At 66.6% G+C, this 22,416-nt stretch carries 18 protein-coding genes; 1 reads left to right on the forward strand and 17 read right to left on the reverse strand.

What is annotated here, in order from left to right; all coding sequences use genetic code 11:
- Positions 1-4: 4 nt before the first annotated feature.
- The 17 genes from ftsZ to rsmH form a co-directional block, all read right to left on the reverse strand.
- The gene (gene ftsZ, locus FJV43_RS09420; RefSeq protein WP_239626421.1) at positions 5-1,795 is read right to left on the reverse strand and encodes a cell division protein FtsZ; all 1,791 of its coding nucleotides are present in this window, start codon (positions 1,793-1,795) and stop codon (positions 5-7) included.
- An 87-nt stretch (positions 1,796-1,882) separates the two neighbouring features.
- Positions 1,883-3,205, reverse strand: a complete 1,323-nt coding sequence (ftsA, locus tag FJV43_RS09425; protein WP_239626423.1) for a cell division protein FtsA — start codon at positions 3,203-3,205, stop codon at positions 1,883-1,885.
- The gene (locus FJV43_RS09430; protein ID WP_239626425.1) at positions 3,202-4,236 is read right to left on the reverse strand and encodes a cell division protein FtsQ/DivIB; all 1,035 of its coding nucleotides are present in this window, start codon (positions 4,234-4,236) and stop codon (positions 3,202-3,204) included. Before FJV43_RS09430 ends, ftsA begins: the two co-directional genes overlap by 4 nt.
- Positions 4,237-4,586: 350 nt before the next feature.
- On the reverse strand, positions 4,587-5,573 hold the full coding sequence (locus FJV43_RS09435) for a D-alanine--D-alanine ligase (RefSeq protein WP_239626427.1): 987 nt from the start codon (positions 5,571-5,573) through the stop codon (positions 4,587-4,589).
- 99 nt (positions 5,574-5,672) lie between these two features.
- Positions 5,673-6,593 carry a UDP-N-acetylmuramate dehydrogenase gene (murB, locus tag FJV43_RS09440; protein WP_239626428.1) on the reverse strand — a complete coding sequence of 307 codons (921 nt, stop codon included), beginning with the start codon at positions 6,591-6,593 and terminating at the stop codon, positions 5,673-5,675.
- Positions 6,594-6,774: 181 nt separating this feature from the next.
- Positions 6,775-8,178 (reverse strand): UDP-N-acetylmuramate--L-alanine ligase, encoded by a 1,404-nt coding sequence (murC, locus tag FJV43_RS09445; RefSeq protein WP_239626430.1) that lies wholly within the window; start codon positions 8,176-8,178, stop codon positions 6,775-6,777.
- Between the two features lie 218 nt (positions 8,179-8,396).
- The gene (locus tag FJV43_RS09450; RefSeq protein ID WP_239626431.1) at positions 8,397-9,227 is read right to left on the reverse strand and encodes a class I SAM-dependent methyltransferase; all 831 of its coding nucleotides are present in this window, start codon (positions 9,225-9,227) and stop codon (positions 8,397-8,399) included.
- Positions 9,228-9,317: 90 nt separating this feature from the next.
- On the reverse strand, positions 9,318-10,418 hold the full coding sequence (murG, locus tag FJV43_RS09455) for an undecaprenyldiphospho-muramoylpentapeptide beta-N-acetylglucosaminyltransferase (protein WP_239626433.1): 1,101 nt from the start codon (positions 10,416-10,418) through the stop codon (positions 9,318-9,320).
- Positions 10,419-10,534: 116 nt separating this feature from the next.
- A complete protein-coding gene (ftsW, locus tag FJV43_RS09460; RefSeq protein WP_239626434.1) occupies positions 10,535-11,686 on the reverse strand; it encodes a putative lipid II flippase FtsW in 1,152 nt (383 codons plus the stop codon).
- A 242-nt stretch (positions 11,687-11,928) separates the two neighbouring features.
- Positions 11,929-12,240, reverse strand: coding sequence for a hypothetical protein (locus tag FJV43_RS09465; protein WP_239626436.1), 312 nt, complete (start codon positions 12,238-12,240; stop codon positions 11,929-11,931).
- A gap of 96 nt (positions 12,241-12,336) precedes the next feature.
- On the reverse strand, positions 12,337-13,737 hold the full coding sequence (gene murD, locus FJV43_RS09470) for a UDP-N-acetylmuramoyl-L-alanine--D-glutamate ligase (protein ID WP_239626438.1): 1,401 nt from the start codon (positions 13,735-13,737) through the stop codon (positions 12,337-12,339).
- Positions 13,738-13,744: 7 nt separating this feature from the next.
- Positions 13,745-14,848, reverse strand: coding sequence for a phospho-N-acetylmuramoyl-pentapeptide-transferase (gene mraY, locus FJV43_RS09475; RefSeq protein WP_061877567.1), 1,104 nt, complete (start codon positions 14,846-14,848; stop codon positions 13,745-13,747).
- A gap of 180 nt (positions 14,849-15,028) precedes the next feature.
- Positions 15,029-16,411 (reverse strand): UDP-N-acetylmuramoyl-tripeptide--D-alanyl-D-alanine ligase, encoded by a 1,383-nt coding sequence (murF, locus tag FJV43_RS09480; RefSeq protein ID WP_239626440.1) that lies wholly within the window; start codon positions 16,409-16,411, stop codon positions 15,029-15,031.
- Positions 16,408-17,865 carry a UDP-N-acetylmuramoyl-L-alanyl-D-glutamate--2,6-diaminopimelate ligase gene (locus FJV43_RS09485; protein WP_239626442.1) on the reverse strand — a complete coding sequence of 486 codons (1,458 nt, stop codon included), beginning with the start codon at positions 17,863-17,865 and terminating at the stop codon, positions 16,408-16,410. The genes murF and FJV43_RS09485 overlap by 4 nt, the downstream gene beginning before the upstream one ends.
- Positions 17,866-17,948: 83 nt before the next feature.
- Positions 17,949-19,703, reverse strand: a complete 1,755-nt coding sequence (locus FJV43_RS09490; RefSeq protein WP_239626444.1) for a penicillin-binding protein 2 — start codon at positions 19,701-19,703, stop codon at positions 17,949-17,951.
- Entirely contained in the window at positions 19,700-20,092 is a 393-nt protein-coding gene (locus tag FJV43_RS09495) for a hypothetical protein (protein WP_239626446.1), read from the reverse strand. Before FJV43_RS09495 ends, FJV43_RS09490 begins: the two co-directional genes overlap by 4 nt.
- Positions 20,093-20,095: 3 nt before the next feature.
- Entirely contained in the window at positions 20,096-21,085 is a 990-nt protein-coding gene (rsmH, locus tag FJV43_RS09500; protein WP_239626448.1) for a 16S rRNA (cytosine(1402)-N(4))-methyltransferase RsmH, read from the reverse strand.
- A 440-nt stretch (positions 21,086-21,525) separates the two neighbouring features.
- On the opposite strand from rsmH, the gene FJV43_RS09505 reads away from it, so the two are divergent.
- Complete coding sequence (locus FJV43_RS09505) at positions 21,526-22,389, forward strand: N-acetylmuramoyl-L-alanine amidase (protein ID WP_239629370.1); 864 nt, start codon at positions 21,526-21,528, stop codon at positions 22,387-22,389.
- The last annotated feature ends 27 nt before the right edge of the window (positions 22,390-22,416 follow it).

The following is a 22,416-nucleotide window of genomic DNA, read 5'->3' on the forward strand; positions in this document are numbered from 1 at the left end:
ATCCTCAGGTCGCCTGCCGCCGCAGGAAGGCCGGGATATCAAGATGATCGTCGCCCTGTGGCGCCGGCGCAACAGGCGCGGGGCGGCCGTGCATGTCCAGGCCCTGCGGCGCGGGACGACGGGCATACTCCGATACCGGCTCGCTGGATGCGATCTGCTGCGCCACGGTCTTCTGCGGGCGACGCTCGGGCAGCGGCGGCATGGCGGGACCGGCGGTGCGGGCGGCGACAGGCGGCTCGCTCTCCTCGTCGCGACGGCCGAGGCCGACATTGGCGAGGCGCTGCAGCAGCGACAGGCGGGTCTTCTGCGGGGTCTCTTCCTCGACCTCACCGCGGGCCTGACGAATCTCGGCCTGGGCCGGCATCGGCAGTTCCTCGATGCGCGGCATCCGCGGCGCGCGGACCGGCGGACGTTCCGCCTGCGGCGGAATGAAGTTTTCGGGCGTCATCGGCTCCTGCATCGCGACCGGGGCCATGTCAGGCTCCGGAAACAGGGTCGGTTTCTGCGCGATCGGGCGCACGGTGACGTCGCCATAGGTCTGCGTCGGCGCCGGCGCCTGCGGGGCTTCGGCAACGGCAGCGGCGATGGCGGCGAGCGCAGCACGCTCGACGTTGGGACGGGGCGCGGCAGCACCCGGAGCCGGCGCGGCCGGGCTCTGCGTTTCCAGCTTCTGGGCGCGTTCGGCCAGGCGCTGGTTGTCGGCACGGAGCCGCGCGGTCAGGTCGGCGAGACGGCTCTCGGCAACGGCGGCAGGTGCGGCAGCCTGCTGCGCCTGCGGTGCCGGGTTTGCAACGGGCGCGGAGGTCGCCTGGCTGTTGCGGGCGATCGCGGCCTGCTCGATGCCGGTGGCGACCACCGAGACGCGGATCAGGCCGTCGAGGGCTTCGTCGAAGGTCGCGCCGACGATGATGTTGGCGTCCTGGTCCACTTCCTCGCGGATGCGGGTCGCGGCCTCGTCGACCTCGAACAGAGTGAGGTCCTTGCCGCCGGTGATGGAGATGAGGAGGCCCTTGGCGCCCTTCATCGAGCTATCGTCGATCAGCGGGTTGGCGATCGCAGCTTCCGCGGCGGTCAGCGCGCGCTTGTCGCCGGAGGCTTCGCCGGTGCCCATCATCGCCTTGCCCATCTCGCGCATGACGGCGCGGACGTCGGCGAAGTCGAGGTTGATCAGGCCTTCCTTGACCATCAGGTCGGTGATGCAGGCGACGCCCGAATAGAGCACCTGGTCGGCCATGGCGAAGGCGTCGGCGAAGGTGGTCTTCTCGTTGGCGACCCGGAACAGATTCTGGTTCGGGATGATCAGGAGCGTGTCCACGACCTTGTGCAGCTCGGCGATGCCGGCCTCGGCCGTGCGCATGCGGCGGCCGCCCTCGAAGTGGAACGGCTTGGTCACGACGCCGACGGTGAGGATGCCCATGTCGCGCGCGGTCTTGGCGATCACGGGAGCGGCGCCGGTGCCGGTGCCGCCGCCCATGCCGGCGGTGACGAACACCATGTTGGCGCCCGAGAGATGGTCGCGCAGCTCGTCGATCACCTCTTCCGCCGCCGCGGCGCCGACGTTCGGCTGCGAGCCGGCGCCGAGGCCTTGCGTGACCGCCGTGCCCATCTGCACGATGCGCTGCGCCTTCGACATCGTCAGCGCCTGCGCGTCGGTGTTGGCGACCACGAAATCGACGCCCTGGAGGCCCGCCGTGATCATGTTGTTGACGGCGTTGCCACCGGCGCCGCCGACGCCGAACACGGTGATCCGGGGCTTCAGTTCGTGAATATCAGGAACATTGATGCTGATGGTCATGGTTGCCTCTCGATCACGCGCGCGTGGGTTCGCCCCGGCCGGCGGCCGCGGGAGTTGGTGAAAATCGAAGATTGCGGAAAGCCGTCATCAGAAGCCCTCGCGTAGCCATCGTCCGACCTTTCCGAAATATCCGCCGGTCCCTGTCCTGACCTGCTGCCGCGTATGCCGCGGTTCGACATGTTCGAGGTGAACATATTGCGGGTAGACGAGGAGTCCGGCCGGCACCGCGAACGCGGCGTTCTTCGCCTCGTTGGGCAGCCGGCCGAAACCGAGCGGACGACCGACCCGCACGGGCCGGCCGAGAATCTGGGTGCCGAGCTCGACGAGGCCTGTGAGCTGCGAGGCGCCGCCCGACAGCACGACGCGGCCGTTGGGCTCTGAGGCGAAGGGCGAATCCTTCAGCTTGTCCCGAACCATTTCGAAGACTTCCTCGGCGCGGTGCTTGACGATGTTCGCGATGGTGGCGCGGGAGACGATCTGCGGCAGATCCTGCTCGTCACCGGCCGTCGGCACAGACATCAGCTCACGCGAGTCCGATCCGCCGGTGATGACGGTCCCGTATAACGTCTTGATTCGCTCGGCATCGGCAATGGTCGCGGAGAGTCCGCGCGCGAGATCCATCGTGATGTGTTGCCCGCCGACCGCAAAACCCGCCGCATGCACGAAACGGCCGCCGGCATAGACCGCGATCGTGGTGGTGCCCGCGCCCATCTCGACGACGGCGGCGCCGAGATCGGCCTCGTCGTCGGTCAGCACCGACAGGCCGGCCACGTAGGGGCTCGCCGCCATGGCTTCGACATTGATGTGGCAGCGTTCCACCGCCAGCATCAGGTTCCGCGCCACGGTGGCGTCGCAGGTGACGACGTTCATGTCGACGCCGAACTGGTGCGCGACCATGCCGCGGGGATCGCGGATGCCCTTGACGCCGTCGAGCGTGTAGCCGACCGGCAGCGCGTGCAGCACGGTGCGGCCCTCGCCGGTGGCGTGGCGCATGCCGGTGGAGGTAACACGGCTGACATCGGCCGGCGTCACGGCGCCGCCACGGATGTCCGCGGCGGCTTCGACCAGCTGGCCGGAGAGGCGGCCGCCGGAGACCGACAGCAGCACCGACTCGACCCGCACCTTGGCCATCTTCTCCGCGAGCCCGACCGCCTGGCGCACCGCCTGCTCGCATTCGCCGAGATCGATCACCGCGCCGGCCTTCATGCCGCGCGCCTGGATCTGGCTGTAGCCGATCAGTTCCACGGCGTGGGTGCGGCCGCGCAGCGCATCGCTCGGCGGCGACGGCTTCAGCCGCGCGATCATGCAGGCGAACTTGCTGGTGCCGATGTCGAGGCAGGCGACGATGCCGCCGCGCTTGTGCGGCATCGGGCGCGTCTTCGGCGTCTGGGTGCGATCGAGACCGGTCATGCGGAATCCCCGGCCTTCTTTTTCTTCTTGTCCTTGAACTGATCCTCACGCGCCTTGGCGGCGTCCTCCGACAGCTGCACCACCAGCCGATCGGGCAGGCGCATGTCGACGGCGACGATATCGCGGGAGAACAGCCTGTCGTCCTTGTCGAGCTTCGACAGCATCGCAAGCGCGTTGCCGACGTCCTGCTCGGGCAGGCGGATGTCGAGGCCGTCCTTGAGCCTCAGGTTCCAGCGCCGCTCGCCAACGAAGATCGCGGCTTTCGTCACCGAATTGACCTGCGGATAGCGCGCCAGCAGCGCCAGGAAATCGCGCGCCTGCGTGTCGGCCCCCTTGCCGACCACGAGCGGCAGCGACAGGAAGCGGCGCGAGACGTAGGGTTCGAGCACGGCGCCGTCATCGGCGATGACGGAGAGCCGGCCGGCCTCCTGCCACAGCGCGAACGCCTTGCGCTCGGTGAGCTCGATCATGAGCTGGCCCGGATAGAGCTTCAGCACGGTCGCATCCGCGATCCAGGGATTGGCCTTGAGCTTGTCGCGCACCGCTTCGGCGTCGAGGAACAGCAGCGAGGAGCGGCCGCTGACGCCGCCGATGGCGAGGATCTCGTCCTGGGTGAGCTGCTTGCGGCCGTTGATCACGACCGAGGTGATGCGGAAGCCGGCGGAATTGGCCAGCGCGTTGCGGGCGTTGCTGACCGCGGTGACGAAGTCCTGGAGATGGCCGCCCTTGACGATGCCGAAGCCGCAGCTCCCGATCAGCAGCAGCACGGTCATGCCGAGTCCGACCCGGTGCGGCAGATAGCGCTCGACCAGCGCAACGACGCGCGGTGTCGGCTCACGCTCGACGACGGCCTTGGCCCTGCTCTTGATCTTGTCCTTGGCGGCGGCGCGCGCGGCCTGGAGTCTTTCCTGGCGCTTGTCCTGCACCCACTCGCGCAAAAGCACGACCGCTCCAATCGCGGCCGCCTTCAGGTCAGCTTGGGGCCTCAGCGATCTGAAAAGCGATCGGGTGAGGCTTCCTGCTCCATCCATTGCACGAGCTCGTCAACAGTTTCCCCGCGACAGCGCGCGGATCCTGGCGAACATGACGTCTCGGACCTGCCGGGCCGGGTGCTGGTCTTCAGCAGAAGAAAACCTCTCCCCTTCAAAGCGTTCGCTGGAGGTGACATCACCCGCGACAGCTCACGCGCCGGCAGCCAAAGCGCCATATGCGCCGCCAGCGTTAACCTTCGGACGTCCTGGTAAACAAAAGGTAAAATTCGTTAACGACATGCGCATTTTGCCCCGCGATATCCGGCATTTGTGGCGCGATGTCCGGCATTTTACCGGTTTTGGCCGCCAAACCGGGCGATTTCGCCGATCCGGCCGTTAACCAGTCCCGACTATTTCCGCACGCGCTGCCCGGCGAGCTCGACCAGGCCGCGCAGGAAGTCGACGAACTCGATCCCTGCAGCTTTCAGCGCCTTGGGGTAGAGCGAGGACTTGGTCAGCCCGGGGAGCGTGTTGGTTTCGAGATAGACGAGGCCCTTGTCCGAGACGATGAAGTCCGAGCGGGAATAGCCGGTGCAGGACATCGCGCGATGCGCCAGCATCGCCTGCTCCTCGAGCGCGGCGGTGATCTCGGGTGCGAAGCGGCCGGGACAGATCTCCTGGGTCGACTTCAGGAGATATTTCGCGGCGTAGTCGAAATTGCCCTCGCCCGGGATGATCTCGATCGGCGGCAGCGAGATGATCGAGCCATCGGTGCGCTCCAGCACGCCGCAGGTCGCCTCGACGCCGGCGATATAGGGCTCGATCACGTACTCTTCGTGCTTGGCCGCATTGCGGACGGCGACGAGGTCCTGCTTGGCGTTGACGAAGATCAGCCCATAGCTCGAGCCGTCGCGCGCCGGCTTCGCGATCAGCCGTCCGTATTCGGCGAAGGCCTCGTCGATCTTATCAAGCGCAACGTTCGACGGCGGCGTCACGCCGCCGAGCGCGGCGAATCGCTTGGCCGCGAGCTTGTCGAAGGCGAGGTGCGAGGAGGCCGAGCCCGAGCCGGTGAAGGGCACGCCGCGCACCTCGCACATCACCTGCAATTCGCCGTTCTCGGCCCGTCCGCCATGCAGGCCGAGCACCAGCACCCGCCCTTCGGCCTTGGCCTGGTCGAGCGCCTGCTCCAGCGGAATGCCCGATGTGCCCGGCTTGAACTCGTCCTCGAATGGGCGGGCATGTTCGAGCAGTTGCCGGGACTGGACGACATGCACCTTGTCCTCGACGTCCCACCACCAGAGATCGGCCTCGGGCAATGCCTGATGCAGGGCCTGGGCCGAGGCGACCGAAACCAGACGCTCCCGATTGGAGCCGCCAAAAAGAATGGTGATGCGCATTCGCTGCCTCTGTTTCTTTGTCATTCCGGGGCGCGCAAAGCGCGAACCCGGAATCTCGAGGTTCCGGGTTCGGTGCTTCGCACCGCCCCGGAACGGCATTCACGCGGACATCCCGATCCGCTTGATTTCCCAGTGTAGCTCGATTCCGGAATTTGCCTTCACCCGTTCGCGCACGGTCTCGCCGAGCGTCTCGATATCGTGCGCGGTGGCATCGCCGGTGTTGATCAGGAAATTGCAGTGCATCTCGGAGACCTGCGCGCCGCCAACGCGCAAGCCGCGGCACCCGGCGGCGTCGATCAGCTTCCAGGCGGAGTGTCCCGGCGGGTTCTTGAAGGTCGAGCCCCCGGTCTTTTCCCGGATCGGCTGCGCAGTCTCGCGATGGCTTTGCACCTCCGCCATGCGCGCGCGAATTGCTTCCGAATCCCTGATCGCGCCGCGAAAGCGGGCGGAGGTGAAGATGATGGAGGCATCGACGCCGCTGTTGCGGTAGACGAACTTCATGTCGGCGTTGGAGAAGACGTGCTTCGTGCCGTCGCGCCCCACACCCCTCGCCTCGATCAGCACATCCTTGGTCTCGCCGCCATTGGCGCCCGCATTCATGCGCAGCGCGCCGCCGATCGTGCCGGGAATGCCGAAGTAGAATTCGAGCCCGCCGATATTTGCGGACGCCGCCACCTCCGCCACACGCTTGTCGAGCGCTGCCGCGCCGGCGGTGACGACATCGCCGCTCGCGGTGGCCTCGCCGAAGGCGCGCGGCGCAAGGCGGATCACGACGCCCGCAATGCCGCCATCGCGCACGATCAGGTTGGAGCCGACGCCGACGACGTAGACCGGAATGTCGCTGGCGAGATGCGCGAGGAAATAGGCGAGATCATCCTCGTCCGCGGGCGTGAACAGCGCTTGCGCCGGGCCGCCGACGCGAAACCAGGTGAGCTCGGCCAGCGACTGGTTCGCCAGCAGCCGGCCGCGCAAGTCTGGCATCGCGGCTTTGAGAGCGGGCGTGATGTCGGGGAAGCTCATGCCGCCTCCGAGAGTGAGGTAGGCAAGCTGCTTCCGTTCCCTCCCCCCTTGTGGGTCAGGGAGGGGGGTAGCCCCAAGCGAGAACGGAGTTTGTGGCTACCCCTCTCCCCCACCCTGCCCCACAAGGGGGGAGGGAACGCAGTGTGCCGCGTGGCGGCATAGGAGCTGCACAAGCGCATGCTCACCCCAGCGCCTTCAACTGGTCCGGCAATGCATACGCCCATTGTGTGATGTTGCCGGCCCCGAGGCACACGACGAGATCGCCGGGCTTCGCGAGCCCCTTGACGATGCCCGCCAGCTCCGATGCCGCCGGCAGCGGGATCACCTCGCGATGGCCGTGGGCACGCAGGCCGGCGACGAAGTGATCGCGGTCGATTCCCTCGATCGGCGCTTCGCCTGCGGAATAGACATCGGCGACGATCACCGCATCGGCATCGTTGAAGCAGGTGCAGAATTCCTCGAACAGGGATTGCAGGCGGGTGTAGCGGTGCGGCTGCACCACGGCGATGACCTTGCCGGTGTAGGAATCGCGCGCCGCTTTCAGCACCGCCGCGATCTCCACGGGGTGATGGCCGTAATCGTCGATGATGGTGACGCCGTTCCATTCGCCGGTCTTGGTGAAGCGGCGCTTGACGCCACCGAAACCTGCGATGGCGCTGCGGATCTTGTCGTCGGACACACCGAGCGCGTGAGCGACCGCAATCGCCGCCGTCGCGTTGGAGGCGTTGTGCCGGCCCGGCATCGGTAGCGCGAGGTCGGCGATCTCGTGCGTGGTGCCGGCCTTGCGGTTGCGGATCACGACCTTGAACTTCGAGCCGCCGCCGCCCGCGGTGAGATCGACCAGGCGCGCATCGGCCTGCGGATTTTCCCCGTAGGTGATGATGCGGCGGTCCTCGATCTTGCCGACGAGGCTCTGCACCACCGGATGATCGATGCACATCACGGCAAAGCCGTAGAACGGCAGGTTCTCGACGAAATGGCGGAAGGCGTCCTGCACGGCCTCGAAGGTCTTGAAGTGGTCGAGATGCTCGGGGTCGACATTGGTGACGATCGCGACATCGGTCGGCAGCTTCAGGAAGGTGCCGTCGCTCTCGTCGGCCTCCACCACCATCCAGTCGCCGGCCCCCAGCCGCGCGTTGGAGCCGTAGGCATTGATGATGCCGCCGTTGATCACGGTGGGATCGAGCCCGCCGGCGTCGAGCAGCGTTGCGACCATCGTGGTCGTCGTGGTCTTGCCGTGGGTGCCGGCGATGGCGACGCAGCTCTTCAGCCGCATCAGCTCGGCCAGCATTTCGGCGCGGCGCACCACGGGAATGCGCCTCTCGCGCGCCGCCATCAATTCCGGATTGTCGCGCTTGATCGCGGAGGACACGACCACGACCTCGGCCCCATCGACATTCTCGGCCTTGTGGCCGACCGAAACCTTCGCGCCCTTCTTGCGCAGACGGTCGAGATTGTAGTTGTCGGAGGCGTCCGAGCCCTGCACGGCATAGCCAAGATTGACCAGCACCTCGGCGATGCCGCTCATGCCGATCCCGCCGATCCCGACGAAGTGGATGGGTCCGATCTCGCGCGGCAGTCTCATGGCTGTATCTCTGTCTAGTCCGGCTGCGGCCGCGGCATTACCCCCGTCGTGGCCGGCCAGCGGCGAATCTCCTCCACTTCATGCAAGACCGGACGGATCGGGACAAGCCCGGTGCGACCTCCAAACGAGGTAATTTCCCGCTTGGATGCCCCATTTTGGCCGGTTTCGCGGACCGCGAGGCCCGCACTCGGATCACGGGGACCATGTCGGCGCTGCGGTCAGAGTGAGCCGGTTCGCGCGGCCGCCTCATCCTGGAGATCGAGCACGCGAAGATAGTTGCGCAGGCGATTGGCCTCGAGCGCGCCAATGAGCTTGTTCTGATGATACGGCAACAGGAGATCGGCGAGCGGCGCGCTCCAGGGCGCGTCCAGATCGAAGATCACGCCGAGCCCGAATACGGCCGGGATCTCGGCAAAGCCGAGCTCGCGGCCGCCCCTGAGCGCGTCGGCCAGAAAGTCGTCGATCGCCGTCATCACGCCGTTGCGCGCACCGCCGGAGACCTCGGCAAACGCGAACTGGCCCATGCCGCGAAAGCCACGCCCATCGACCAGGGCTGCCTGACCGGGAACCGCACCGGCGTCAAAGCTGTAGGCATGGCGATACTCGGGTGGAATTCGCTCGGGCGCATAGTAGAAATCGCGCCGACCACACGGCCAGCCGATGTCGTGCACGAAGACCAGAAGCGGCTTGCCGGCGCGACGGCTGATCGTATCGATGTGGCCGAGCTCGTTGTAGACCGTGTACCAGTTGTGATCGCCATCGACGACCCAGGCATCGGCCTCGTCAATATCGGCGAACGCCTCCAGGCTCGTTTTTGCGAGATGGCGAACGTCCGGGCTGATCTTCAGCCACTCCATGAATTCGTGCTTCGGCGCGGGATCGACGGCGGTGAGGTGTCCGCCGCGCTCACGACAATGCGCGGCAAGGAAAGGCGACATGCCACCATATTCCGAGCCGATCTCGACGATCTCGCGCGCATCCGCGAGCCTGAGTCCCTCGAGGACCAGATCGGAAAATTCCGCGAGGGAGTGAATCAGCAGGCCTGCCACCAACAAATCCTCCGCCGGGCACGATTGAACGTGCCGCGCGTGCGACCATCGGGCCGAGCGACCCATGTGCAGGCTTGAACGGCGCGGACGCTAAATTCCGGCGGTCTTCACCACGAGGTCCGCGAGCCTCTCGGCCGCGTCGAGCCGCCCTGCCCCCTTCGCGGCCGCGGCCATGGCGGCGAGGCGCGCGGGCTCGGCGGCCAGACCGGAGATTTCGGCGGCGAGACGATCGGAGGTGAACTCGGTCTGCGGGATCCGGATCGCGCCGTCGACCTTGGCCAGCACGCCGGCATTGGCGAACTGGTCCTGGTCGATCGAGCCGGGCAGCGGCACCAGGATGGAGGGCCGGCCGATCGCCGCGAGCTCGGCGACGGTACCGGCGCCGGAGCGCGACACCACGAGATGGTTGGAGGCGAGCCGCGCCGGCAGATCCGTGAAGAACGGCGCGAGCTCCGCCTTGATCTTGAGCTTGTCATAGACCGCGCGCACGCGGCTCATGTCCTCTTCGCGCACCTGCTGGGTGAGGACGAGGCGGCTCCATAACGCTGGCTCGAGCCGCTCGATCGCGCCCGGCACGATATCGGCCATGATGCGCGCGCCCTGGCTGCCGCCGACGACGAGCAGGCGCAGCGGGCCGTTCACCTCGGGCGCGACATATTTTACCGCAGCGGCTGCGAGGATCGCCGGCCGCATCGGCGTGCCGACGGTCGTCGTCTTGCCTGCCAGCGCCGGATCGCGATCGAGCACGCCGGGCAAGGACGTCGCGATGGCGCGGACGTGGCTCGACAGGAACCGGTTGGCGCGGCCGAGCACGGCGTTGGCATCGTGGATGATACCAGGCACGCCGGCGAATTTCGCAGCGACCAGCGGCGGCAGCGTCGGATAACCGCCGAAGCCGACGACGGCGACGGGCTTCAATCGCTTGATGAGGCGATACGCGGAAAGCGTGCCCGCGGCGAGCGTCAGGCCGGCATAGGCGAGCTGGAGCGGATTACGGCCCCGCGCGGTCTCGCTTGCCACGACGTCGATCATGTCCTTGCTGAACAGCCCGCTATAGCGCAGCGCGCGCTCGTCCGTGACGAGGCGAACGCGAAAGCCGCGCCGGATCAATTCGACGCCAAGCGCCTCGGCCGGAAACAGATGGCCGCCGGTGCCGCCCGCGGCGAGAAGAATCAGGGGGGACGTGTCCATGGTCGGAGGTTTTACAGCCTATCCTCCGTCATTGCGAGCGTAGCGAAGCAATCCAGAATCTCTCCGCGGAGACAGCCTGGATTGCTTCGTCGCTTCGCTCCTCGCAATGACAATGCCTACGCGTAGCTGCGCATCGCCTCGGCATGACCGCTGGCTTCGACCTCGGTGCGCGGGCGCAGCCGCGTCAGCGCCAGCATCATGCCGACACCGTAGGCCAGCGACACGATCGAGGAGCCGCCATAGGAGATGAACGGCAGCGTCATGCCCTTGGCTGGAATCAGCTGGAGGTTCACCGACATGTTGATCGCGGCCTGCACGCCGAACAGAATCGCAAGCCCCGACGCTGCGAAACGCGAGAACATGTCTTCGTTGGCATAGGCGCGCGACAGCGTGCGGATGACGACGAAGGCGAACAGCGCCAGCATGGCGAGGCACAGGATGATGCCGAACTCTTCGGCCGCGACCGCGAACACGAAATCGGTGTGGCTGTCCGGCAGGCTGCGCTTGGCGATGCCCTCGCCCGGCCCGAGGCCGAACCAGCCGCCGTTGTAGAAGGCTTCCATGGCGGTATCGACCTGGAAGGTGTCGCCGGAGGCCGGATTCATGAAGCGCCTGATGCGGCCGGCGACGTGCGGGACGAACAGATAGGCGCTGAACAGGCCGGCGGCGCCGAGACCTGCGAGACCGAACACCCAGATCATGCGCATGCCCGCGATGAAGAACAGCGAGCCCCACACCATCAGGACCAGCATGGTCTGGCCGAAGTCGGGCTCCATCACCAGCAGCGTCACCAGCATCAAGAGCAGCACCAGCGCCATCGAGGTCGCCGGCATCTCCGGCCGCCTGGTCGATTCCGCGAACAGCCATGCCGCGATCACGACGAACGACGGCTTGGCGATCTCGGAGGCCTGAATGTTGACGCCGAGCAGCGTGATCCAGCGCCGCGAACCCTTCACCTCGGGGCCGATGGCGAGCGTCACCACGATCAGGACGATGCTGATCGCGAAGATGATGAGCGCGCTGCGGCGGATGGCGCGCGGCGACAGGAAGGACACTCCGAGCAGCACGATGCAGGACGGCACCAGGAACAGCACGTGGCGGCTGAAGAAATGGAAGGGATCGAGCCCGATGCGCGTCGCAACCGGCGGGCTCGCCGCCAGCGACAGGATCACGCCGGTCAGCATCAAGGCCAGGATGGCGCCCATCAGCGGCTTGTCGACGGTCCACCACCACTCGGAAAAGGGGGTGCGTTCTTCACGGGAGAGCATGGCGGCCGCTTTCGGACAGAGGTCCGTCCATTGGTCGCCGAGGTTGGTTACCGGAGGGTTAACATGATGGATCAAGTTGTGGAGAGTCTCGTGCCCCGGACGCAGCGCAGCGCGCCGCCCCTTTGCGGCGTGGTGCGCTGCAGAGCCGGGGCCCATATCGCGGCAGTGTATCGTGTAGCGGCCTGGGTCCCGGCTCTGCGGAGCGTCACTTCGTGCCGCACCGCGTCCGGGACACGAGAGCCCTACTCGTAATTGATCGTGATATCCCCCACGCGCTGATCGCGCTTGTAGACCTGGACCGTCCCGGGAATGAATCCGATCCTGACCGCCCGCTCGCTGCTCCAGGCGACGACGACATCAAGATGCTCGCGCACGCTGAGAAAGATCGGCGTGCTCTCGGGCGAGAACGTCCGGCCGCGCGCAATCATGCTGGCTTGCGTGCTGTCGGGGACCGTCGCGCCGCATGACTTCCAGACCACGACAACCAGCTTGCTGCCGCTAGGCGAGGCGAATGCGCGCTGGCGAACGACGCGGCACGCACCGAAGCCACTCATGAGATTGTCGACGACGACAACGAAGACAAAACCCGCGGCGACTGGAACAGCAAGAGCAGCGACGACAATTCCGATCCAGCGTCGCCGCGACATAACTCACACCACCGGCTTCACGCCCGGCAGCGCCTGCACCAGCTCGCGGAACTTGGTGCCTCGGATCTCGAAATTGCGGTACTGGTCGAACGAGGCGCAGGCGGGCGACAGCAGCACGACGGCATCAGTCAGGCCAGAGGCTTCCGCATCGCGTGCGGCGTGCTCGACCGCGACATCGAGGGTCTGGCTGATCTCGTGCGCAACCTGCGTGCCCAGCGTGCCCGAAAATTCCTGCGCGGCCTCGCCGATCAGATAGGCCTTGCGGATGCGCGGGAAGAAACCGGTGAGGCTCGTAATCCCGCCGGCCTTGGGCTTGCCGCCGGCGATCCAGAAGATGTCGGCAAACGACGACAGCGCGTGCGCGGTGGCGTCCGCATTGGTGCCCTTGGAATCGTTGACGAACAGCACATTGCCGCGGCGGCCGACCTGCTCCATGCGGTGCGCAAGGCCGGGAAAGCTGCGCAGGCCGTTTTGCAGCACCTCTAAGCTGATGCCCATCGCGAGCGCGGCGGCGGCGGCGCAGGCCGCGTTCTGCGCGTTGTGGAGGCCGCGCAACGAACCGATGCCGCCGAGCGCGGCAATCTCGCTGCGGGCGCCGCCCGCGGTGCGCACGATATTGCCATGCTCGACATAAATGCCGCTCGCCAGCGGATTCTTGACGGAGATGCGCACCACGTTCTTGCCGGCGCGGTCGAGCCGGTCGGCGACATCGCGGCTATAGCCGTCGTCGACACCGACGATCGCGGTGCCGCCCGCCTGCACGCCGGCGACGAGGCGCTCTTTCACCGCAGCGTAGTGCTCGATCGTGCCGTGACGGTCGATATGGTCCTCGCTGACATTGAGCAGGATGCCGACGGAGGGATCGAGCGAGGGCGTGAGGTCGATCTGGTAGGACGACATCTCGATGACGTGGACGCGGCCCATGCGCGGCGGCTCCAGCGACAGGATCGCGGTGCCGATATTGCCGCCCATCTGGGTGTCGTAGCCGGCGACTTTCGTCAGATGCGCGATCAGCGCCGTCGTGGTCGACTTGCCGTTGGTGCCGGTGATGGCAACGAAGGGCGCATCCGGCGCGTGGCGGCGCCGCTCGCGGCAGAACAGCTCGATGTCGCCGATCACCTCGACCCCGGCCTCGCGCGCCTTCAGCACGCTCCAGTGCGGCACGGGATGAGTGAGCGGCACGCCGGGCGCGAGCACGAGGGCGGCGAAATTCGCCCACGAGACGTTGCGCAGATCGGCGGTGATGAAGCCCGCCTGCGCGGCCTTGGCGACGTTCTCGGCATTGTCGTCGGCGGCGATCACCTCGGCGCCGCCCGCTTTCAGGGCATGGCAGGAGGCGAGCCCCGAGCCGCCGAGGCCGAACACCGCGACCGTCTTGCCGGCGAAGGATGTGACGGGGATCATCGAGCGATCACCGCAGCTTCAGCGTGGAGAGGCCGGCCAGCGCCAGCATCACCGAGATGATCCAGAAGCGGATCACGATCTGCGGCTCGGTCCAGCCGAGCTGCTCGAAATGGTGATGGATCGGCGCCATGCGGAAGATGCGCTTGCCCGTCAGCTTGAACGACACCACCTGCACGATGACGGAGACCGCCTCCAGCACGAACAGGCCGCCGATCACGGCGAGCACGATCTCGTGCTTCACTGCGACGGCGATGGCACCGAGCATGCCGCCGAGCGCGAGCGAGCCGGTGTCACCCATGAAGATCGAGGCCGGCGGCGCGTTGAACCAGAGGAAGCCGAGACCGGCGCCCAGCAATGCGCCGCAGAGCACCGCGAGTTCGCCGGTGCCGGCGACATATTTGATCTGGAGATATTCGGCGAACACGGCGTTGCCGGCGAGATAGGCGATCATCGCAAAGCTCGCGGTCGCGATCATCACCGGCACGATGGCGAGGCCGTCGAGACCATCGGTGAGATTCACCGCGTTGCCGGAGCCGACGATGACGAAGGCGCCGAAGATGACGAAGAACCAACCGAAATGCAGCACGGTGTCCTTGAGGAACGGGATCGTCAGCGCCGTCGAGGCGGGATCGCGGTTCAGCCGCACCAGCGCGTAGCAGGCAACCAGCGCGATCACCGCCTCGATCAGCAGGCGAAGCTTGCTGCCGAACCCGGTCGTGGTCTGCTTGGTCACCTTGAGGTAATCGTCATAGAAGCCGACGAAGCCGAAGCCGAGCGTCACCGCGAGCACGATCCAGACATAGGGGTTGAGCGGATTGGCCCACAGCACCGTGCCGACGGTGAGGCCGGACAGGATCATCAGCCCGCCCATGGTGGGCGTGCCCTTCTTGGCGAGATGCGATTGCGGGCCGTCGGAGCGGATCGGCTGGCCCTTGCCCTGGCGGATGCGCAGATGGTCGATGATCCAGGGCCCGAACAGGAACACGAACAGCGCGCCGGTCACGACCGCCCCGCCGGTGCGGAAGGTGATGTAGCGGAAGACGTTCAGGAAGGTGCGAATGGCACCGAAGCCCGGAAATGTGTTGGAGAGCTCGATCAGCCAGTAAAACATTCAGACGGTCCTATGGCGCCTTTGCACACGCAGCCTTGGCCTTGTTCGTGGCCGTTATCCTGGCCTCGACGTGCCTCGCGGGCATTCGCTGGTCTTCGTCATGGGTCGCGCGACCTCTGGGAAAACGGACGGCTTCGCGCCACAAAGGGTGGGATTCGGGAACAGCGCCTTCCAAGCAGTTTACGCCTTCGCCTGCAAGGCGGTCATCAGGCCCGGCACAAACTTGTTGACCCAGAACATCTTTTTGCTGCCCTTGACAACCACGACATCCCCTGCCTTCAGCAGGCTCGCAACCTCGCCCGGCTTCAGCGTGGCCGGATCATCGTGCCAGCCGAGGCCCTTGCCTGATGGCAGCACGTCGTAGAGGTGGCGCATCAAGGGACCGACGCAGTAGACGCCGTCGATGCCTTCGAGATATTTGGCGAGGCCGGTGTGATAGTTCGGTGCGTCCTCGCCCAGCTCGAGCATGTCGCCGAGAACCGCAATGCGGCGGCCGTCGCTCACGTGGCGCGCCTGCAGGCTTTGCAGCGCAGCCGCCACGCTGGCCGGATTGCCGTTGAAGCTGTCGTCGATCACCGTGATATCGCCGACCGCCTGCTCGACGCCGCGGCCGGTCATGATGCCGACGCGGTCGAGCTTGATCGCCAGCGTCGCGACGTCGAGATGCGCAGCATGAACGGCGGCGACCGCGGCCAGCGCATTATGGACCCGGTGCGGCGCGCCAGGGGTGAGGCTGAAGGCGATCTCCTTCTTGCCGATCGCGGCCACGACCTGCCAGCTCTCGCCGTGCGGCGCGTGCGCGACCTCGTGCACCTCGGCATGCTCGCCGCCGAAGCGCACGACCTTGCCCTTCCACTCGGGCGCCTTGATCCCGGCGGGCAGCACCAGCACACCATTCTCGGGCAGGCCGAGCGCGATCGACACCTTCTCGCGCCGGATGGCTTCCAGCGAGCCGAGCTTTTCCAGATGCACGGGCTGCACGTTGACGACGAGCGCGACCGTCGGGCGCGTCAATTCGCTGAGCCGCGCGATCTCGCCTTGCTGGTTCATGCCCATCTCGACGACCCAGAGGCTGGCGTCTCGCCTGGCATTGCACAGCGTCAGCGGCACGCCCCAGAAATTGTTGAAGCTCGACGGGCTTGCATAGGCGTTCGGATAGGCGGCCAGAAATTCCTTGGTGCTGGTCTTGCCGGCGCTTCCGGTGAGCCCGATCACCGGTCCGGCAAAGCGCGCACGCGCGGCACGTGCAAGGCCCCAGAGACCGTCGATCAGCGTGTCCTTGACGACGATCTGCGGAATGCGGATGCCTGCGATCTCGTGCGGCACGATCATCGCGACCGCGCCCGAAGCTTCCGCCTTGTCCGCGAACTCCCAGCCGTCGCGCGCGCTGGCGAAGGCCGAGACGAAGCCGCCGCTCGGGGTGCCGCTGAGCGCGACGAACAGGCTGCCCGGCTTCACCAGCCGGCTGTCCTGCGTGATGAAGTCGATTCCCGTGTCCGGGAACGATCCGGTGACGCCCAGCGCACGCGCGACCTCGGCAACCGTCCATATTGGCGCGCTCATGCAACCCTCGACGCTAGTGCGGCGGCAACCGCCTCGTGATCACTGAAGGGCAGAACCTCTCCGCCGACGATCTGCCCGGTCTCATGGCCCTTGCCGGCGATGAGCAGCGCATCGCCGTCTTCCAGTTCCTCGATCGCGGCGCGGATCGCGGCGGCGCGGTCGCCGATCTCGCGGGCGCCCTTCGCGGTGGCGAGGATCGCGGCGCGGATGGCTTCCGGCTTCTCGCTGCGCGGATTGTCGTCGGTGACGATGACGCCGTCGGCGTTCTCGGCCGCAATCTCGCCCATGATCGGACGCTTGCCGGCATCGCGGTCGCCGCCGGCGCCGAACACGACGACCAGCCTGCGCTTCGCATAAGGCCGCAGCGCCTGCAGCGCCTTCGCCAGCGCATCGGGCTTGTGCGCATAGTCGACGAAGATCGGCGCGCCGTTGCGCTCGCCGACGCGCTCGAGCCGGCCCTTGGCGCCTTCGAGATGTTCGAGACTTGCGAACACATCTGCCGCATCGCTGCCGGTGCCGATCGCAAGGCCCGCCGACACCAGCGCGTTCTCGATCTGGAATTCGCCGACCAGCGGCAGCCGGATGGCGAAGCGCTTGCCGCGATGTTCGAGCGTAAGCTTTTGCGAGAAACCTTCGACCACGGCCTCCGTCAGGCGGATGCCCTCGCCTGCCCCGTCGCCGTTGCGGCCGACCGCCATGACGCGCAGGCCGCGCGCCTTGGCGGCCTCGATCGCTTCGGCCGAGCAATCATGATCGGCCGAGATCACCGCGGCGCCACCCGGCGGCACCAGCTCGCGGAACAGGCGGAGCTTCGCGGCGAGATAATGCGCAACGCTCGGATGATAATCCATGTGGTCGCGCGAGAGGTTGGTGAAGCCGCCGGCGGAGACGCGCACGCCGTCGAGGCGATACTGGTCGAGCCCGTGCGAGGAGGCCTCGAAGGCGAGATGGGTGACGCCCTCGCGCGCGATCTCGTCGATCTGCCGGTGCAGCGCGATCGGATCCGGCGTCGTCAGCGAGCCATAGACGGTGCGCTTGGGCGAGACGAGACCGATGGTGCCGATGCTGGCGGAGGCATGCCCCAGCCGCTCCCAGATCTGACGTGTGAAGGCGGCAACCGAGGTCTTGCCGCTGGTTCCGGTCACGGCGGCGATCGTCGCGGGCTGCGCGGGAAAGAACCTTGCCGCGGCCAGCGCCAGTGTGCGGCGCGGATTGGCCACAGTGATAAACGGCACCTTGGTCGCCGCAGGCGCATGGTCGCCAACGACTGCGATCGCGCCCGCGGCAATTGCCGCATCGATAAAGCGCGCGCCGTCGGTCTTGCTGCCCGCGATTGCGAAGAAGAGATCGCCCGGCTTGACCATGCGGCTGTCGAGCGCGACGCCGCTCGCATCGAGCGCCGCAACAGCGGGCTCGATCGCGGCATCATTGCCCAAGAGGTCGCGCAGCTTCATGGTCTTCCAGTCGACATGCCTGCCGGAAAGCCGAATCCCTTTGAAAATCCCGACTCGGCACCGGCGATGGCCCACCCGGTTGATTACTGGGTTGTCCTGGATGCTGCAAGAATAAGGCGGTCGGACGGCGGCAGGTCGAACCGCGGCTCGACGCCCAGGAGCGGCGCGATCCGCTCGATCACCTTGCCGCCGGTCGGCACCGCGTTCCAGCCCGAGGTGATGAAACCATGCGTCTCGGGCAGCGCCTGCGGCTCGTCCAGCATGATCAGGACGTGATATTTGGGATCGTCGCAGGGCAGGATGGCGGTGAAGGAGTTGAGCACGCGCTTCTTGGCGTAGCGCCCGTTGATGACCTTCTCGGACGTGCCGGTCTTGCCGCCGACGTAATAGCCCTTGACGTCGGCGGTCTTGGCGGTACCGATCTCGGCATTGAGCCGCATCAGATACCGCATCTTGTCGCTGGTATCCTGCTTGATGACGCGCTTGGCCATTGCCGCGGCCTCGGCTTCGCTACGCTTCAAGAACGTCGGCGGAATGAGATAGCCGCCGTTCACCAGTGCATTGATGCCCATCACGGCCTGCAGCGGTGCCACCGACAGTCCCTGGCCGAACGCGGCGGTGACCGTGTTCAATTCGCTCCAGCGCCGCGGGATCAGCGGCGCCGCGCTCTCCGGCAATTCGGTGCGCAGCCGCGTCGTCTGGCCCAGCTTGGCGAGGAACGCCTTGTGCGCCTCCACGCCCTGGTTGAGCGCAATCCGCGCCGCGCCGATGTTGGAGGAGTAGGTGAACACTTCCTTGGTGTTGATGAAGCGCCCGAGCGGATGGCTGTCGTGGATGGTGAACTTGCCGTAGTGCAGGTTGCCACGTGCGTCCCACATCGAGTTCAGATTGATCTTGCCGGAATCGAGCCCCATCGCCAACGTGAACGCCTTGAAGGTCGAGCCCATCTCGTAGACGCCGGTGGTCAGGCGGTTGATGCGATCGGGGTCGTGCGCTTCCTTCGGATTGTTGGGATCGAAATCCGGCAGCGAGACCATCGCCACGATCTCGCCGGTCTTGACGTTGGAGATGATGCCGGAAGCGGCCTTGGCGCGGAACTTGTCCTTGGCCTTGAGGAGTTCGTCGCGCAGCGCATGCTCGACGCGCAGATCGACCGAGAGCTCGATCGGCTTCTGCAGCCGGTCGGTTGCAAAGCCGGCGCGGTGGAGATCGGCGAGCCCCTGGTTGTCGAGCCACTTCTCCAGGCCGGCGATGCCCTGGTTGTCGATGTTGACGAGACCGATGATGTGGGCGACCTCGTTGCCCGTCGGATAGACGCGCTTGTTCTCGCGCAGGAAGCCGATGCCGGGAAGGCCGAGCTTGTGGATGGCCCGCTGCTGCGCCGGCGTGACCTCGCGCTTGAGCCAGGCGAAGCCCTTGCGCGACTTCAGGCGCTCGCGCACCTCGGCCTCGTCGAGGTCGGGAATGGTCGCCGTCAGGAGCTCGATCGCCTCATCCTTGTCGATGATGCGGCGCGGCTCGCTGAACAGGCTCGCGGCCTTGACGTCGGTCGCCAGGATCGCGCCGTTGCGGTCGACGATGTCGGGCCGCGCGGTCGCAACCACCTCTTGCGCCGCGGCGCGGCGCGCCCCGTGGGCGTCCGCGCCGATCGCGAACATCACGAGCCGCCCGCCGATCAAAACATAGACCGAAGCGAAGGCGAGTATCGCAAGGCCCACGCGCGCTCGCGCCTTCACGGCGCGATCGACATTGCGCCCGTAGAGCAGGCTGCGGATCAGCCGCTGCCGCCACGGTTCAGCCGGCTTCTCGGTCGGTTTTGCAGGCGTTGCCGCGCTCATTGCTTGTCCTCGGGCTGAGGTACGGAGCCCGTCACGGTATCGGGATCGCTCGCGGCTTCGATGACGTTTAGCATGGCCCCGATCGGATCGGGATCGCCCGGCCTGAACATCCGTGGCGGGCGCTCCGGCAGATTCTTCAGCGAGTCATATTGCGTGCCATTGACCGGCTTGAGGTGCAGATGCCGGTCGGACAGGCCTTGCAGCCGCAGCGGGGCATCGAGCTTGGCCCACTCGGCCCGCAGCGCCGCGATCGCGTCGCGCTCCTCGCGGATCTCTGCACGCAGCCGCAGCACCTTCTCGGTGCGCGCCGTGGAGTCCATCTTGATCCGGTAGACATGGGCCGCCGCGAAGATCAGCGCGCCGATGACGAGGAGGTGGATGATGCGCATGCGCTAGCCGCCCCTCATCACGTCGGAGAGTTTGGGCCAAGGCGATGCCTCGTCGGCCTCATGGGCCGGCGCCGCGGTGCGCTCGGCGGCGCGCAGCTTTGCGGAGCGCGCACGAGGATTGTGCGCAACTTCGTCTTCGCCGGCGACGACGGGCCGCCGCGTCAGAACCCGGAAGCTCGGCGTCACTTGCGCCACTTCCGGCAGATGCCGCGAACCGCCGCCGGTCCTGGAGCGCTCAGTGAGAAAATTCTTGACGATGCGGTCTTCCAGCGAATGGAACGAGACCACGACGAGGCGGCCGCCGGGCTTGAGCACGCGCTCGGCCGCCGCGAGCGCGGTCTGGAGCTCGTCGAGTTCCTCGTTGACGAAGATGCGCAGCGCCTGGAACGTCCGCGTTGCCGGATGAATGTCCCCCGGCTTTGAGCGCACCACCCTTCCGACGAGATCGGCAAGCGCGCGCGTGGTGGTGAACGGGGTCTCCTGGCGGTCCGCGACAATAGCTCGCGCGATGCGGCGCGAATGCCGCTCCTCGCCGAGGAGATAGATGATGTCGGCGAGATCGCCTTCCGACGCACGCGCGACCACGTCGGCCGCGGTCGGGCCCGTCTGCCCCATGCGCATGTCGAGCGGACCGTCGAGGCGAAAGGAGAAGCCGCGGCCGGCCTGATCGAGCTGCATCGAGGACACGCCGACGTCCATCACGACGCCGTCGATCGCCTCGACGCCTTGCGCCGCGCAGACCTCGGCAAGACTTGAGAAGCGGCCCTCGACCAGCATCAGCCGGCCCGCGGAACGTTCGACCAGCTCGGCACCGCCGGCAATCGCAGTGCGGTCGCGATCAATGGCGATGAGTCGGGTTCCCGGCACTTCCAGGATCGCGCGGCTATAGCCGCCGGCACCAAAAGTGGCGTCGACATAGACGCCGCCCTCGCGCAAGGCGAGATGCGCGACGGCCTCCCGACCAAGAACGGGGATGTGCGGAACCGAGGTCATGCGTAACGCCTGCCGACCGACCGGCCTGACATCCAAGCAAGATCGGGGACGAACAAGCCCATAACGCCTCGAATCATTCCGCGTCGCGGCGGTTCCACGACAAAGCCCCTGTCCAGCATGGTTACCGAGCCCGGTCGTCCCAGGCCACAAACCCAGTGTTCCCAGTGGAATTTGTCGGGCAGCCATGGGATTTCGAGCCAAAATACGCTTTGGCCGCCTCCGGACGCGGGTCGGCACTTCATCCCTCAGTAACGGCCCTTAGCGTTAAGAAAGCGTTGCTCGACTCGATACAAGTCGTAAAGGTGACGAGCGGGGTGATGCCTCATCCACACACATCGCCGAAATGCATCCGTTAACCGCGCCGCGCGATTGCGTACGGTGGACGGTAAAGGAATAGTAAAGAGAAGGGCTTGCCCCTTCTCCGTTCGTTCGAGCTGCTCATGCCCTCCGGTTCGTCCACACCGTCTGGATCTGATTCGAAGCGCCAACGCGTTCTCCCGGTTCCCAAGACCGTGGCGAGCCTGCGGACGTTCGAGCCCGACTCGTCGATCGTCTCGGACATCATCCCCTCGCCCAATTATGGCGAGCGCAACAAGGGACGGCAGCCGGACATGATCGTGCTGCACTACACCGGCATGCCCGATGTCGAGGGCGCGCTGGCACGGCTGTGCACGGCCGGCACCGAAGTCTCGGCGCATTATGTCGTGCTGGAGGACGGCCGCATCGTGCAATGCGTGCCCGAGGCCAAGCGCGCCTGGCACGCAGGCGCCTCCTCCTGGGCCGGCGAGGACGACATCAATTCCTGCTCGATCGGCATCGAGATCATCAATCGCGGCCATGACTGGGGCTATCCCGAGTTTCCGCTGCGCCAGATCGCCGCCGTGATCGCGCTGTGCCGCGGCATCATGCTCCGGCGCAAGGTGCCGTCCCACCGGGTGCTCGGCCATTCCGACGTCGCGCCCGCCCGCAAGAAGGACCCCGGCGAGAAGTTTCCGTGGCATTCGCTGGCCAATTCCGGCGTCGGCCACTGGGTCACGCCCGCCCCGATCGTGCGTGGTGAGACTCTGATGCTCGGCACCATCAGCGACGCCGTGCTGAGCATGCAGCAGGCGCTCGCCAGGTACGGCTACGGCGTGCCGCTGACCGGCAAATACGACGCCGCGACGATGGAAGTCGTCACCGCCTTCCAGCGCCATTTCCGTCCGGCGCGGCTCGATGGCGTCGCCGATCATTCGACGCTGTCGACATTGCAGGCACTGCTGGCGAGCCTGCCGGCGGAAGGCACGACCGTGGCGTCGAAGTGACGGCGTAGGCCACATCCGCCGTCATTG

The sequence above is a fragment of the Bradyrhizobium sp. I71 genome, from assembly GCF_022354745.1.
In the GTDB taxonomy this organism is placed as follows: domain Bacteria; phylum Pseudomonadota; class Alphaproteobacteria; order Rhizobiales; family Xanthobacteraceae; genus Bradyrhizobium; species Bradyrhizobium liaoningense.